At 70.0% G+C, this 14,563-nt stretch carries 13 protein-coding genes and 1 tRNA gene; 6 read left to right on the top strand and 8 right to left on the bottom strand.

Features of this window, described 5'->3' with window-relative positions; genetic code table 11:
• Window positions 1–14 precede the first annotated feature (14 nt).
• Complete coding sequence (gene moaA, locus ACAM26_RS06175) at window positions 15–1,037, bottom strand: GTP 3',8-cyclase MoaA (RefSeq protein ID WP_123140059.1); 1,023 nt, start codon at window positions 1,035–1,037, stop codon at window positions 15–17.
• 274 nt (window positions 1,038–1,311) lie between these two features.
• Between moaA and ACAM26_RS06180 the strand changes: the two genes are divergently transcribed.
• From ACAM26_RS06180 to ACAM26_RS06190, 3 genes are all read left to right on the top strand, one after another.
• Complete coding sequence (locus ACAM26_RS06180) at window positions 1,312–2,331, top strand: PHB depolymerase family esterase (RefSeq protein ID WP_123140060.1); 1,020 nt, start codon at window positions 1,312–1,314, stop codon at window positions 2,329–2,331.
• Between the two features lie 164 nt (window positions 2,332–2,495).
• A complete protein-coding gene (locus ACAM26_RS06185; RefSeq protein ID WP_123140061.1) occupies window positions 2,496–3,041 on the top strand; it encodes a cytochrome b in 546 nt (181 codons plus the stop codon).
• 34 nt (window positions 3,042–3,075) lie between these two features.
• Window positions 3,076–4,713 carry a c-type cytochrome gene (locus ACAM26_RS06190; protein ID WP_369613288.1) on the top strand — a complete coding sequence of 546 codons (1,638 nt, stop codon included), beginning with the start codon at window positions 3,076–3,078 and terminating at the stop codon, window positions 4,711–4,713.
• 59 nt (window positions 4,714–4,772) lie between these two features.
• Here the strand turns inward: ACAM26_RS06190 and murU are convergent, their stop codons facing one another.
• Entirely contained in the window at window positions 4,773–5,438 is a 666-nt protein-coding gene (gene murU, locus ACAM26_RS06195; RefSeq protein WP_369613289.1) for an N-acetylmuramate alpha-1-phosphate uridylyltransferase MurU, read from the bottom strand.
• Window positions 5,435–7,192 carry a SulP family inorganic anion transporter gene (locus tag ACAM26_RS06200; protein WP_369613290.1) on the bottom strand — a complete coding sequence of 586 codons (1,758 nt, stop codon included), beginning with the start codon at window positions 7,190–7,192 and terminating at the stop codon, window positions 5,435–5,437. Before ACAM26_RS06200 ends, murU begins: the two co-directional genes overlap by 4 nt.
• 229 nt (window positions 7,193–7,421) lie before the next feature.
• Here ACAM26_RS06200 and ACAM26_RS06205 point away from each other — a divergent pair, with 229 nt between their 5' ends.
• From ACAM26_RS06205 to murI, 3 genes are all read left to right on the top strand, one after another.
• Complete coding sequence (locus tag ACAM26_RS06205) at window positions 7,422–7,739, top strand: hypothetical protein (protein ID WP_369613291.1); 318 nt, start codon at window positions 7,422–7,424, stop codon at window positions 7,737–7,739.
• 1 nt (window position 7,740) lies between these two features.
• Window positions 7,741–8,559 carry an exodeoxyribonuclease III gene (gene xthA, locus ACAM26_RS06210; protein ID WP_369613292.1) on the top strand — a complete coding sequence of 273 codons (819 nt, stop codon included), beginning with the start codon at window positions 7,741–7,743 and terminating at the stop codon, window positions 8,557–8,559.
• A gap of 393 nt (window positions 8,560–8,952) precedes the next feature.
• On the top strand, window positions 8,953–9,786 hold the full coding sequence (murI, locus tag ACAM26_RS06215) for a glutamate racemase (protein ID WP_369613293.1): 834 nt from the start codon (window positions 8,953–8,955) through the stop codon (window positions 9,784–9,786).
• Between the two features lie 87 nt (window positions 9,787–9,873).
• Here murI and ACAM26_RS06220 read toward each other — a convergent pair whose 3' ends face one another.
• The 5 genes from ACAM26_RS06220 to ACAM26_RS06240 form a co-directional block, all read right to left on the bottom strand.
• Window positions 9,874–10,236: an endonuclease domain-containing protein gene (locus tag ACAM26_RS06220; RefSeq protein WP_369613294.1), complete on the bottom strand. Its 363-nt coding sequence runs from the start codon at window positions 10,234–10,236 to the stop codon at window positions 9,874–9,876.
• A gap of 494 nt (window positions 10,237–10,730) precedes the next feature.
• Window positions 10,731–12,050, bottom strand: a complete 1,320-nt coding sequence (mtaB, locus tag ACAM26_RS06225; RefSeq protein WP_123140068.1) for a tRNA (N(6)-L-threonylcarbamoyladenosine(37)-C(2))-methylthiotransferase MtaB — start codon at window positions 12,048–12,050, stop codon at window positions 10,731–10,733.
• A 196-nt stretch (window positions 12,051–12,246) separates the two neighbouring features.
• A tRNA-Ser gene (locus ACAM26_RS06230) sits at window positions 12,247–12,336 on the bottom strand.
• 126 nt (window positions 12,337–12,462) lie between these two features.
• Complete coding sequence (locus ACAM26_RS06235) at window positions 12,463–13,050, bottom strand: murein L,D-transpeptidase family protein (protein ID WP_132229157.1); 588 nt, start codon at window positions 13,048–13,050, stop codon at window positions 12,463–12,465.
• A gap of 21 nt (window positions 13,051–13,071) precedes the next feature.
• A complete protein-coding gene (locus ACAM26_RS06240) occupies window positions 13,072–14,520 on the bottom strand; it encodes a LysM peptidoglycan-binding domain-containing protein (protein WP_369613295.1) in 1,449 nt (482 codons plus the stop codon).
• Window positions 14,521–14,563 lie beyond the last annotated feature (43 nt).

Here is a 14,563-nt window from a genome sequence, read left to right on the forward strand (position 1 = left end):
GTCCCGACCACGACTCAGCCCCCGGTGTGGTTCATGTGACGCCGGATGCGCGGTGGCGCGACCAGCGAGAAGTCGTGGCCGCGCGGTTTGAGCGCCATCGCCGCGACGATCGCGCGCCTGACCGGCTGGTCGTCGTCGGGGTGGGCACGCAGTACCCGGCGCAGGTCGACCGAGTGCTCCTGGCCGAGACAGAGCAGCAGCCGGCCCTCGGTGGTGACGCGTACGCGGTTGCAGTCGGCGCAGAAGTTGTGGCTGTGCGGCGAGATGAAGCCGACCCGGGTGGCGGTGCCGGGAATGATGAAATAGCGCGCCGGACCGCCTTCGTGGGCGGTGCTGGGGATCAACTCGTGGTGTCGCGCCAGGTCGGCGCGGATCGCCTCGCTCGGATAATGGAGCGCGGCGCGATCGTGCTCGGTGATCGCGCCGAGCGGCATCTCCTCGATGAAGCGGATATCGAGGCCTCGTTCGATGGCGAAGGCGACCAGGTCGCAGACCTCGTCGTCGTTACGCCCCTTGAGGATCACGCTGTTGAGGCTCACCCGGCGAAAGCCGGCGGCAAGTGCGGCCTCGATCCCGGCCAGCGTGGGGGCGAGTTCGCCGCGCCGGGTGAGTGCGCGAAAGCGCGCCGGGCGCAGGGTGTCGAGGCTGATGTTGACCCGGTGCACCCCGGCGCCCACCAGCGCCGGGGCGAGGCGTGCGAGCTGGCTGGCGTTGGTGGTTAAGGTGAGATCGTTGAGGCCGGGCAGGGTGCCGAGCCGCTCGAACAGCCACAGCGCGTTGCGTCGCATCAGCGGCTCGCCGCCGGTGATGCGCAGCCGGCTCACCCCCAGCGCGCTGAAGCAGCGTCCGAGCCGGGCGATCTCCTCGAGGGTGAGCAGCTGCGCGCGCGGCAGGAACTGCTGACGCTCGGGCATGCAGTAGACACAGCGCAGGTCGCAGCGGTCGGTGATCGAGATCCGCACATAATCGATACGTCGACCGAAGGGATCGACGAGTATGGCGCGGTCGGCAGCCTGGGGCGAGTGCGATCGGGTCATGCAGGCCCTCCTCGTGGATGCGGTCGCCCGGGTTGGGGCACTCAACACTGTCTCAGCCCGTGGCGTGTACGGCAACCCGGCCCTTTGGGGTATTGAAAACCGGCGTGGCCTCTCGCCGGTTCTGTCGGTCGTCCCGCTGCCGTGCCCTGGCTGGGCCGGACCGCGTTGACGGCCACGCCGGCCTTACTCTAGCCTCGATCCTTTGGTGCGCCCCGGACAGGGGCCGTATCCGTCCACGATAAAGGCGCATCGATCGCGGTAGACAGGGGACCTTATGGCAGATTTCTTCAAGTCGGCGATGCAAGAGGCCGCGCGGCTCACCCAGGCCGGGCGCGTGGCCGAGGCAACCGCGCTGGTGCAGCGCGCCATGGGGTTGAGCGGGGCTGCCGACGGCGATGCCGCGGTGATCGAGGGTGAGTGCCGGCGGGTCGACCCCGCCGCCGCCTCTGGTGGCGAGATCGCGCACGGGCGCTGGATCGAGGACAGCTTTGCCAATACCGCCGGCGTGCGCCGCTATCGGCTCTATCTGCCCGAGCGTGCCGATGGGCTGGTGGTGATGCTGCACGGCTGCGGCCAGGGGCCGGAGGACTTCGCCACCGCGACGCGGATGCACCTGTGCGCCGCCGCCCAGGGACTGGCTACGCTCTATCCGGCACAGTCATCCGAGGCCAATGGCGCCAGCTGCTGGAACTGGTACGAGCCGGCCGACCAGGGACGCGATCGCGGCGAGTGCGCCATCCTCGCCGGCATGACCGAGGCGGTGATGATGGCCCATGGACTGGACGATCGGCGCATCTACATCGCCGGGCTCTCGGCCGGTGGGGCGATGGCCGCGACCCTGGCGGCGGCCTATCCCGAGCGCTATGTCGCGCTCGGGGTGCACTCAGGGCTGCCCGCCGGCTGCGCCCACGACCTGATCTCGGCGATGACGGTGATGCGCCAGGGCGCCTCGCCGCCAGCGCATGGACCGCTGCCGGCCTGTCCGACCATCGTCTTCCACGGGGATCGCGACACCCGGGTCAATCCGAGCAATGCGCTGGCGCTGATCGCCCAGGCGCGTGCCGGGGCGATGCAGGGCGCCGTCGAGATCGAACGTGGGTGCGCGCCGGCCGGACTGGCCTTCAGCCGTACCTGTTATCCCCAGGTCGCCGGGCGTGCCGAGGCCGAGCTGTGGCTGGTGCATGGTGCCGGGCACGGCTGGTCGGGTGGTGCCGCCGAGGCGAGCTATACCGAGCCGCGCGGTCCGGACGCATCCAGTGAGATGCTGCGCTTCTTTCTCCGACACGCGCGCTGAACCGTGCTCTGGCGTGATTCCATTGTGTTTGCATGGTCTCATGCCGCCGGGCGTGCCAGAATTCCTCGCGCCGGTCCCCGCCCGCGGCGGTACGCCGGTCACAGCCAGGTCGGCGCCGGCTCATCCCGGTGCTACCCCCGCAACCCCGCAAGAGGATCTCGACCTTGACCCAATCATCCGATTTCAAGCGCTATGGCCTGATTGCCCAGGCCTTCCACTGGACCATCGCCATCCTGCTGCTCGGTCTCTTTCTCAGCAATGCCATGCGCGAGATCACCCCGCGCGAGTCCGAGCTGCGGATGATGTGGCTGAACCTGCACATGTCGCTCGGCTTCCTGGTCTTCGGCCTGACCCTGGCGCGCATTGCCTGGCGTCGACTGGTGCCGCCGCCCGCGCTGCTCGATGCCCCGGCCTGGAGCCGCCTCGCCGCCAATCTCGGTCACGTGCTGCTCAACCTCGCCACCCTGCTGGTGCCGATCTCGGGCTATCTGCGCATCGCCTCCAAGGACATCCCCGCCGATTTCTTCGGCACCCAGGTGCCCTCGATCATCGGTGAGATGCCGGCGCTGCACGCGTTCGTCAAGGCGTGGCCGCACGGCGAGCCGATGGAGCTGTTCTTCTACGCTCTCATCGGCGTGCATGTGCTCGCCGCGCTCTGGCACCAGTACATCCGTCGCGACAACGGCCTGCACCGCATGCTGCCCTGGTAAGGGCGCGCGTTACGCCGACAGGAGGGACCCCGCGATGTCTCATCTCGCCGCCGTCATGGCGACGGTGCTCTTGACCGTGTCCGCGACCGTCTCCGGCGCCACACCACTCGAGCATGGTCGAACGCTCGCCGAGCAGGGCGATGCCGCGCGCGGCATCGTCGCCTGCGCCGGGTGTCATCGCGCCGACGGCGGCGGCGACGAGGCTCTGGGCGCGGCACGCCTGGCCGGTCTGGAACCGGCCTATCTCGCCACCCAGATCGAGCGCTTTCGCGCCGGCCAGCGCAGCCACCCGGTGATGAGCCCCTGGGCCGAGCGGCTGGAACCGGCCGACATCACCGCGGTGAGCGCCTATTACGGCGCGCTGGCGCCGGCCTCCAACGCCAGGGCGCCGAGCGATGTCGATGCCGTCGCCGGCCGGGCGCTGGCCGAGACCGGCGACTGGTCGGGGCGCGACCTGCCGGCCTGCGTACGCTGTCACGGCCCCGGTGGGACGGGTGCGGGCACGGTCTTCCCGCCATTGGCGGGGCAGCCCTACAGCTATCTGCTCGCCCAGCTCGAGGCCTGGGCGGCGGGGCGGCGCCACGGCGAGCCGATGGCGCTGATGGGCGCCGTCGCCGGGCGACTCGACGCCGACGAGCAGCGCGCGCTTGCGGCCTATTTCGCGACCCGCCCGCTGGCCGTCGCCGATCCCGTCGACGATCTCCCCGATCCGGCGCCGGCGCCGGCGCCGGCGCCCGTGACCGCCAGCGCCAGCACGCCCGCGACTGCGGTGGCTGGCGCGGACGCCGCCGTGCCCGAACACCTCGGCTCGGTGCCCGCCGGGCGCGCCGAGGCCGCGTCGCGCTTCACCCCGCCGGGCCGTGATGCGCTGCCCGAGGGGCCGTTCGGCGAGATGGTGCGACTCGGCGCGCGACTGTTCCGTCATACCAACACCGATCCGCGCTCGGCGTCCCATGTCGGCAACGACCAGACCTGCGCCGGTTGTCATCTCGACAATGGCCGTCGCGCCGACGCCTCGCCGATGTGGGCCGCCTGGGTGGCCTATCCGGCCTATCGCGGCAAGAACCAGCGGGTCGACACCATGGCCGAGCGCATCCAGGGTTGCTTCCGTTATTCGATGAACGCGCAGGACAGCGCCAGCGGCCAGGTGCCGGAGACCAACAGTGTGGTGATCGACGCCCTGCAGACCTACATCTACTGGCTCGCCACTGGCGCCCCGACCGGCGACACCGCGATGTCCGGGCGCGGCTATCCGCGTCTGCAGCCGCCCGCCGAGGGCTTCGACCGCACCCGTGGCGCGGCGCTCTACGCCGAGCACTGTGCGCTCTGTCACGGCGCCGAGGGCGAGGGGCTGCTGGTCGAGGGCGAGGTGGTGTTCCCGCCGTTGTGGGGGCCACGCTCCTACAACTGGGGTGCCGGCATGCATCGCGTCGATACCGCCGCGGCCTTCATCGCCGCCAACATGCCGCTGCTCGATACGGTGCGACTCACTCCCCAGGAGGCCTGGGACGTCGCCGCCTACATCAATGCTCACGAGCGGCCGCAGGACCCGCGCTTCGACGGCTCGGTGGAGCGGACCGCCGCGCGTTTCCACACCAGTCCCTTCGACCTCTACGGCGAGCCGCTCGGTGACGGTGGCGCCGTGCTCGGTCAGGGCACCACCGCGGACTGAGGACCGCTCGCGCGCCCGGGCGTGCGGCGGCGGGTTCGATTCCCGCAGCCGCCGTCGGTTCAGCCGCGCTCGCGCAGCAGGGCGTCGAGCGCGGCGAGACGCTCCGGGGTGCCGATGTCGAACCAGCGTCCGCGATGGTGCAGTCCGCCCACCCGGTCGTCGGCCATCGCCGCGCGCAGCAGGGGCGCGAGCCGGAAGGCGCCCTCGGGCTGCTCGGCGAACAGCGCCGGGTGATAGAGCCCGATCCCGGCGAAGGTCAGGCGCGGCGCGGCGTCATCGCGCACCCGTCCGTCATCCAGCGAGAAATCGCCCTCGGGGTGGTGCAGCGGGTTGTCGACCAGCGCGAGCTGCGCCAGATCGCCCGGGGCGAGGCGCAGTGCGCCCGGGTCGAGGTCGCACCAGACATCGCCGTTGACCACCAGGAAGGGCGCGTCGCCGAGCAGCGGCAGGGCGCGGCGGATGCCGCCGCCGGTCTCCAGCGCGCGCTCCTCGGGCGAGTAGCGGATCTCCACTCCGAGGCCCGAGCCGTCGCCGAGCGCGCGCTCGATCTGTGCGCCGAGATGGGCGTGGTTGATCACCAGCTCGCGGATACCCGCCGTGGCCAGACGCTCGATGTGATGGACGATCAGCGACCGGCCGCCGGCCTCGAGCAACGGCTTGGGGGTGTGGTCGGTCAACGGGCGCATGCGGGTGCCGCGCCCGGCGGCGAGGATCATCGCCTTCATGATGGATGACACTCCTGGAAGATACGTTGCTCGCAGCCGGCGCAGACCCGTTTGTCGAGCTTCTGGTAGATGGCGCGGATGGCCGCGGTCTTGGACTGGAAGACGTTGCGCGCCTCGGTCTCCTCGAAACAGCCGTAGCGCTCGAGCGCGTCCCACAGCCCCTGCTTGACGTGGATCAGATACATGCCGCCGCCCTCGAGGCGTCGGCGCCGCTCCTCCTGCAGCAGCGCCTGGCCGCCCTGGTAGTCGACGAAGTTGATGCCGCTGCACACCAGCGCCAGATGCTTGCGCTCCGGGTGCTGGCTGCGCAGCTGGTCGAAGGCCTGCTCGACATGGGGCACCGAGCCGAAGAACAGCGAGCCATCGACCCGCATGATGTGCAGCTGCGGGCACTGCGGCAGCTCCGGGTCGCTGGAGAAGGCGCGATGGGCCAGACGCGGGTCGGGCGCGCGGGTATGGATCCGCGGCTTGGAGGTGCGATCGAGATAGAGCACCAGCGACAGCAGCACCCCGGCGAAGATCGCGAACTCCAGCTCGAGGAGGATCGCCGAGAAGAAGGTGACGGCGAGCACCGCGGTCTCGCGCTTGGAGGCGTGGAGGATATGGCGGATCTCGGCGCGATCGATCAGCCCCCAGGCGACCAGGAACAGCACCCCGGCCATCGCCGCCTTGGGCAGATAGCTCGCCAGCGGCGCGACCAGCAACACGATCACCATCAGCAGCACGCCGGCGAGGATCGCCGCCAGCGGGGTGCGGGCGCCGGCCTCGTAGTTGACCCCGCTGCGGTTGAACGAACCGGTGGCGACATAGCCCGAGAAGAAGGAGCCGGCGAGGTTCGACAGCCCCTGGCCGATGAACTCCTGGTTGCCGTCGATGCGGTAGCCGCCGCGCGCGGCCAGCGCGCGCCCGATCGACACCGCCTCGGTGAGCGCGAACAGGGTCACCGCCAGCGCCACCGGGGCGAGTTCGCGGATGTGGTCGAAGGTGAGCGAGGGCGCCGAGAGTGGCGGCAGGGTCGAGGGCAGGGCGCCGACGGTGACGATGCCGGTGCGCGCCGCCCCGAACAGCTGATCGAGCCCCAGCGCCACCAGGCTGCCGCCGAGCATGGCGACGATCATGAAGGGGATGCGCGGCACCCAACGCCGACAGGCGAGTCCGATCAGCACGGTGGCGAGCCCGACCAGGGCCGCGGCCGGGTTGATCTCGGGGAGATGCTTGAGGAACTCGAAGAGGATCTCGTGGAGGTGGCCGCTGCTGTCCATCTCGACGCCGAAGAAGTGCTTGAGCTGCTTGGCGGCGATCAGTACCGCGGCGGCGGCGGTGAAGCCGACCACCACGGCATGCGAGATGAAGTTGACCAGCGCACCCATGCGCGCCAGCCCGAGCGCCAGTTCCAGCACCCCGACCATGAAGGTCAGGGTCAGCGCCAGGGCGACATAGTCCGGCGTGCCCGGCACCGCCATCACCGAGAGCGATGAGAACACCACCACCGAGGCGGCGGTGGTCGGCCCCGAGACCAGGTGGCGCGAGGAGCCGAACAGCGCGGCGATGATCGCCGGCACCATGCCGGCATAGAGCCCGTATTCGGGCGGCATCCCGGCGATGGTGGCGAAGGCCACGCCCTGGGGCAGCACGACGATGGCGCCGGTGAGCGCGGCGACGAGATCGGCGCGAAGTTCGGCGGGGCCGATGCCGGGGAGCCAGGCCATGAAGGGCGTCAACCAGGACCAGGGAGAGGGCGGGGACGACTGCATCGGCGAGACCTCGGGTGATGGTTGGCGGAGCGGGGCGGGTGCGGGCGGCCCCGTTGGCGGGCATCGAGCGCTGCATTCTAAGTGAGCGACGGGACGATGAAAAATCCTCTCCCGGCGCGGCGGGCATCGGTGCGGCGCTTGGGTGCCCGGTCGACACATGCTAGCCTCGCGGCGATGGCATCCGGCCAGCGTCTTCCGTCACCACCGATCAACGAGCGTCCCCGATCCCATGTCCAGTCCAGCCATCGCCCTGTCGCCCGATCAGCTCCTCGACCGTCTGTTGGCGTTGCTCGAACGGCTCTATCGCGACACCGCCGACTATCGCGCGCGTTGCGACGAGGCCCAGTGCTGGTACGACCGTGGCTATGCCGACGGCATGCGCGCGGCGCTCGCCGCACTCGGTCACGGTGCGGTGCTCGCCGCCCGCCCGTTGCCCGAGATCGAGCCGCTGGCGCCGACCGAGCGGGTGACGCCCTGGGGGCGGGCCCATGCCCATGGGGTCGAGGTCGGCGGGCGCGAGACCCGCGACGTGCTGGGAGGTGCCTGAGATGTTCAAGATCGTCTCCTTCAACATCAATGGTATCCGTGCTCGCCAGCATCAGCTCGAGGCGCTCAGGGAGGCGCACGACCCCGACATCGTCGGGGTGCAGGAGTGCAAGGTCGCCGACGAGCAGTTCCCGCGCGCGGCGGTCGAGGGGCTGGGGTATCACGCCCGCTTCCACGGTCAGAAGGGACACTATGGCGTCGCCCTGCTCAGCAAGGCCGAGCCGCTGGCGGTGGTCAAGGGGCTGCCGGGCGATGCGCCGGACGCCCAGCGGCGGCTCATCACCGGGCGCTATGCGCTGTCCGACGGCACGCCGATCACGGTCATCAACGGCTACTTCCCCCAGGGCGAGTCGCGCGATCACCCGCTGAAGTTCCCCGCCAAGCAGCGCTTCTATGCCGGACTGCTCGAGTATCTGCGCGGTCAGTTCTCGCCCGCCGATCTGTTGGTGGTGCTCGGCGACATGAACGTCGCCCCCTCGGACCTCGACATCGGCATCGGCGCCGACAACGCCAAGCGTTGGCTGCGCAGCGGCAAGTGCAGCTTCCTCCCCGAGGAGCGCGAGTGGCACCGCGCGCTGACCGACTGGGGGCTCTGTGACGCCCATCGCGAGCTGCATCCCGACAACGCCGAGACCTTCAGCTGGTTCGACTACCGCTCACGCGGCTTCGAGCGCGAGCCCAGGCGCGGACTGCGCATCGACCAGCTGCTGGTGACCGCGCCCTTGCGCGAACGCCTGATCGAGACCGGCATCGACTACGAGATCCGCGCCATGGAGAAGCCCTCCGACCACTGCCCGGTGTGGGCGAGCTTCGAGGGCTGAGGGGGCGGTCGGGCGCTTTCAGCCGCCAGTCGGCAGCCGCCAGGAATTTGAACCGCGAAGCCGCGAAGGGCGCCAAGGGGAATAAGCCGCCAGCCGTCAGAGATCAGCCACCAGAGGGTGCGGACTCGCGCCGTCTGTGGCCTCACGCCGACATCACACAGCATTCACTTTGCGCGCTTCGCGCCTTCGCGGTTCAATCTTGGCCGCTGGCCGCTGGCCGCTGGCCGCTGGCCGCTGGCCGCTGGCCGCTGGCCGCTGGCCGCTGGCCGCCGGCCGTCCCGGCGCGGTTCAATCCCCCGGCGGCCGGCGTCGCCACCGATTGTCAGGTCGTCGGGCGCGGCCTACACTCGTGCGGGTCTCGACCTACTCTTCGCTTCCTCAGGCCACTCCAGGATGATCCGACAGCAACCGATCGGCGTATTCGACTCCGGCGTCGGCGGGCTGTCGGTGCTGCGCGAGATCCGTCGCGAGCTGCCTGGCGAGGCCCTGCTCTATGTCGCCGACTCCGCCCACGCTCCCTATGGCGACAAGTCGACCGTGACGATCGAGGCGCGCTCGCTGGCGGTTGCCGAGTTTCTGATCGCTCAAGGGGCCAAGGCGATCGTGATCGCCTGCAACACCGCTACCGGGGTGGCGGCGCGAGTGCTGCGGGCGCGTCATGCGCTGCCGGTGGTGGCGATGGAGCCGGCGGTCAAGCCCGCCGCCGCGCGCACCCGCAGTGGTCGTGTCGGCGTGCTCGCTACTCGTCAGACGCTGGCCAGCGCCAACTTCGCGCGCCTGCGTACCCGTGTCGCCGGGCAGGCCGAGGTCCTTGCCCAGCCCTGTCCCGGACTGGTCGAGCGCATCGAGCAGGGGGATCTCGACGGCCCGCTGACCCACGCTCTGCTCGAGGGTTATCTGACGCCGCTGCTCGAACGAGGGGTCGATACCCTGGTGCTCGGCTGCACCCACTACCCGCACCTGCGCCCGCTGATCGAACGGCTCGCCGGGCCGGAGGTCGCGGTGCTCGACTCCGGGGCCGGCGTCGCCCGTCAGGTGCGCCGCCGGCTCGCCGAGGCCGGTCTGCTCGCCCCGCCCGGTCGGATCGGCGGCGAGCGCTTCTGGACCAGCGGCGAGCTGGAGCGCGTCGCGCCCCTGATCGCGCGCCTGTGGCCGGGGGCGCCGTCGTTGGCCGTGCTGCCGGAGCCGGTCGAGTCGGGTGTCTCGCTGCTGCGCGAGGGGGCTTGAGCGCGACGAATCAACCAACCCCTTGTTTCAATCGGGGTTGTGTCGGGTTCTTCCTTTCTGGATGTTGATTCCTGCGCTTCTGGCCCTTCAGGTCGGGCCGTGGTCGATGGCGCGATGGATCGTCTCCAACACGACGTCGGTCTCGTTCAGGGCCTGACGGCTGTCGAATCGCAGCACGGTCAGACCGATATCGGCCAGCGCCTGATCGCGTCTCGCGTCCTTGGCCCTGTGGTCGGGGACTCGGTGCTGACCGCCGTCGATCCCGATCACCAGTGCGGCCTTGGGGCAGTAGAAATCGACGATGAAGCCGAGCAGCGGTTTTTGTCGGTAGAGCCGCGGACCGTGGACCTGTTTGCGACGCAACCGCTGCCAGAGCGCCTGTTCGGCCTCGGTCATGTTGCTGCGGAGGTGACGGGAGAAGGGCTTGAGCGACTTGTTGTAGGGTTGCAAGCTCGACCTTCCTGCCCCTTGGCTGAATCGGGCGTCAGTTCATGGCCTGTGGAGAAGGTGGTTGCTCGTCGCGTGAAGTCCGGTTTTGTGTTGATGCTCGAAGGCTGGGGGATGGTCGGGGGTCTCCTTTTACCTTGCTTTTTTGATGGGAAATCCCCCCTGGCTCCCCTTTTCCAAAGGGGGGTACCTCAGGGTGTTCAAAGGGGAAGCCTCAGGGGGGTGTCCCCGCAGTTGCTGCACTGGCTCATCGCGCAACGCATGGCGTAGCGGCGCAGGTTGCTGGAAGGCGCGGCTGGCGTACTGGTGAGTAACGTCTCCAACCCAGATCTTCCTCTGACGCAGGAGGGAGCATCCCCTCATTGACGTCTCCAACCCAGCTCCCCCTCCGGCGCAGGGGGCATCCCTCATTAAACGTGTCCAACGCAGTTCCCCCCCCTTTGACAAAGGAGGGGAGGGAGGATTGGTCCTCGCTGAGCTGGGCGTCACCCGTCTGATCAACGCGCCCGGATCGCCCGCCCGAGCAGATGTTCTCCATCGTCGTCGACGCCGGTGATCTCGACCTCGACCAGGGTGTTGGTGTCGATCGGGTCGGGCAGGGCAGTGAAGCGGACCGGTAGGTAGTTGGGGGTGTAGCCCTGGCCCGGCAGGGCGCGTGCCGGGTCGGGGGGCTGCTCGCAGAGCACCTCGAGACGGGCGCCGCGCTGTTCGTGCAGCAGCTGGGCGCGGCTGGCGGCGGCCAACTGCTGCAGCGCCTGGCTGCGCGCGCGCTTGGTGGCGGTATCGACGCGTCCGGGCAGGGTGGCGGCCAGGGTGCCGGCGCGGGGCGAGTAGGCGAAGGCGTGGATGTGGCCGAAGCCGACGGTCTCGACCAGCGACAGGGTCTCGCGCCAGTCCTCCTCGTCCTCGCCGGGGAAGCCGACGATGACGTCGGTGGTGACGTTGAGCTCGGGGCGCGCCGCACGGCCCGCGGCGACCAGTTCGATGAAGGCCTCGCGCTTGCAGCGTCGGGCCATGCGGCGCAGCACCCGGTCCGAACCGCTCTGTACCGGCAGGTGCAGGTGCGGCATCAGTCGTGAATCGGCGAACAATCCCCAGAAGCCTTCCGGCAGGTCCCAGGGTTCGAGTGAGCCGAGCCGCAGGCGCTCGATGCCGGTGTCGGCGAGCACTGCGGCGATCAGCTCGCCGAGGTCACTGCCCTGGTCATGGCCGTAGCCGCCGAGGTGGACGCCGGTGAGCGCGACCTCGCGCACCCCCTGGCGCGTCAGACGGTTGATCACACTCACCACCTGAGCGATCGGACGGCTGCGCTCCTCGCCACGGGCGCGGGTGGTGATGCAGAAGGTGCAGTTGTAGCGACAGCCGTCCTGCACCTTGACGAAGGCGCGTTGGCGCCCACGCGCGAACAGCGCCTCGGCGCCGCCGGCGGTAGCGCTCTCGGGCATCAGCGGCAGCGTCAGGGTGGCGCGCGCGATCTCCACCAGCCGGTCCTTGTCGGCGTTGCTCACCACCAGATCGACGCCGGACTCGCCGGCCAGCGCCTCGGCCTCGAGCGCGGCCAGACAGCCGCTGACGATCAGCCGCGCGCGCGGGTTGTCGCGCTGGGCGCGACGCAGCAGCTTGCGCGACTTGCGCACCGCCTCCTGGGTGACGGCGCAGGTGTTGATCACCACCAGGTCGGCGCCCTGGTCGTCGTCGGCGAGCTGGATTCCGGCGCGGCGGAACTGCTCGGCCCATTCCTCGAGTTCGGCCTCGTTGAGACGGCAGCCGAGGCTGTGTAGGCGGATGGTGGGAGCGGGGGCATTGGTGCGGTGCATGATCGGCCGGGACTGCGGTGGAGCTGGTGTTGCGCGGAGCGGCAAGTATTATAGGGGGTTGCCGGGACGAGGGCATCCGCTCGGTCGTGCGCTGGGCCAGGATGCGACGAATCCCGGGCAGGGCGTAGCGCCGGCCTTCGGTCGATGATGCTGGGATTGGGGGTCTTGCGCGGATCGGACGATCCAGAAGGGAAGATGGCGGAGAGGGTGGGATTCGAACCCACGGACCCGCAAGCGAGTCACTTGATTTCGAGTCAAGCCCGTTCGACCACTCCGGCACCTCTCCAAGTGCTGGCGGTCCGCGCATGGCGCGGCAGCGAGTCGGCAATATTAATGGTGTCGTCCCGGCTTGTCTACCCCTGTTTTGCGGGTTGGTGTCTCCGTCCCGCGTCTCGGGGCGCGCCGGGACCGCTCAGGGCAGGATCTCGATCGGGGTGCCGTCGGCCACCAGCGACCAGATCTGCTCGATCGCGGCGTTGTCGACGGCGATGCAGCCGGCGGTCCAGTCGCCGTTGCGGCGGGTGTCGGGACCGGTGCCGTGGACCATGATGGCGCCGCCGGGGTCATCACCGTGGAGACGCGCGCGCAACCGGTCGCCGGGACCGGGGTAGGAGATGTGCAGGGCGCGGTGGAAACGGCTGGCGGGGTTGCGCCAGTCGATGCGATAGCGTCCCTCGGGGGTGCGCCCATCGCCCTCGCGGCGTTTGTGGCCGAGCGGCTGGAAGCCGAGCGCGATGGCGTAGCTTTGCAACACCGCGCCGTCACGCAGCAGATAGAGTCGGCGCTCGGCCTTGCGCACGAGGACGCGGTCGGCCATGTCGGGGCGCGGGGGGCGGAAGTCGTCGGGCGCGCTGGTCGGGCGCAGTGGCTGGGGGAGGGCGAGCAGCGACATCGCGCGAGCCGATGGCAGGAGCGTCAGCCCGAGCAGCGTGCCGAGCAGCGCCCGGCGCCCGGGGGTGGGCGATGGGCGTTGCTCGGCGGTGTGGATGACGCGGGACATGCGCGCATCCTCGCGATCGGATCAGCTCTTGCGATAGATGCGCAGGGTGTCGCCGATGTCGAGACGCGAGTCGGAGAGGGCGTTCCAGCGCTGGAGGTCGTCGACGGTGACGCCGTAGCGGCGGGCGATCACGCTCATCGAGTCGCCGCTGCGCACCCGATAGGTGACCAGCGCGTTGCTGCCGGGGATGCGCAGCTTCTGCCCCGGGCGCAGGGTGTCGTCGAGATCGAGATGATTGCTCTCGGCGAGTGCGCGTACCCCGAGGTCGTGACGGCGGGCGATGGCGCTGAGGGTCTCGCCGCGCTTGACCACGTGGACCAGTGCCTTGGGCGTCGTGCGCACGGGCTTGGCAACGGCGACCGCCGGGCGTGCCTGCGGGGTGGTGCGCTCGCGGATATGGACGCGGCTCGAGGCGCTGTAGGCCGCGGGCGTGACCACCTCGGCCTGGGCCAGCGCCTTGCGCAGCAGCGCACCGCTGCCGGCCGGCACCAGCAGGTTGGCCTGGGCGCCGGGGGCGGTACGCGCGCGCTTGAGACCGGGGTTGAGTCGCTTGAGGGTGGCCAGCTCGACGCCGCTGGCGCTGGCGAGCTTGGCCAGCTCGACCGCGCCCGGGGTGCGGATCAGCTCGAGCTGGGGGCGATCGGGGAGCGGCGGCAGGGCCAGGCCGTATTGCCCGGGGGTTGCCACCAGACGCGCGGTGGCGAGGATCTGCGGCACATAGTCGCGGGTCTCGGTGGGCAGTTGCAGCGACCAGAAGTCGGTCGGCTTGCCCTGGCGGCGATTGCGCTCAACGGCGTTGGCCACGCAGCCGGGGCCACAGTTGTAGGCGGCCATGGTGAGCGCCCAGTCGCCGTCGAACTGGGCGTTGAGCTGTTCGAGATAGTCGAGCGCGGCGCGGGTCGAGGCGAGCACGTCGCGCCGCTCGTCGTACCACTGGTCCTGGCGCAGTCCCATCGCACGTCCGGTATAGGGCATGAACTGCCAGATCCCGGCGGCGGCCTTGGTCGAGGTGGCACCGGGGTTGTAGCGGCTCTCGACCTGGGGCAGCAGCGCCAGCTCCATCGGCAGGCCGCGCCGTGCGATCTCGTCGACGATCAGGCGCAGATAGGGGCGGGCGCGGTCATTGAGTCGGGTGAGATAGCGCGGATCGCGCTTGAAGCGTGCGATGACCGCCTCGACCCGCGGGTTGTGCTGGTCTTGCAGCCGCATGCCGGCGCGCACCCGCGTCCACAGGTTGCCACCGCCGCCGGTGGTCGCGAGACCCTTGCCGCTGTCGGTGGCCTCGAGGCTGCTGATATCGACCGCGGGTCGGACGAAGCCGTATTCGCGGGCCGAGACGATCTGGGGGCGTGCGTCCGAGTCCTGTTCGGCGCGGGTGAGTGGTGAGTCCTTGACGCAGCCCGAGAGGACGGGCGCGAGCAACAGGGGCAGCGCGCACAGCGTGCGTGCCAGACGTGAAACATCAGGCATTGAATCCCCGGGAGGCGTTAAGTGTTTGTAAAGCAGGATTTTT

This window comes from Marichromatium sp. PS1 (assembly GCF_041155115.1).
Taxonomy (GTDB): Bacteria; Pseudomonadota; Gammaproteobacteria; order Chromatiales; family Chromatiaceae; genus Marichromatium; species Marichromatium gracile.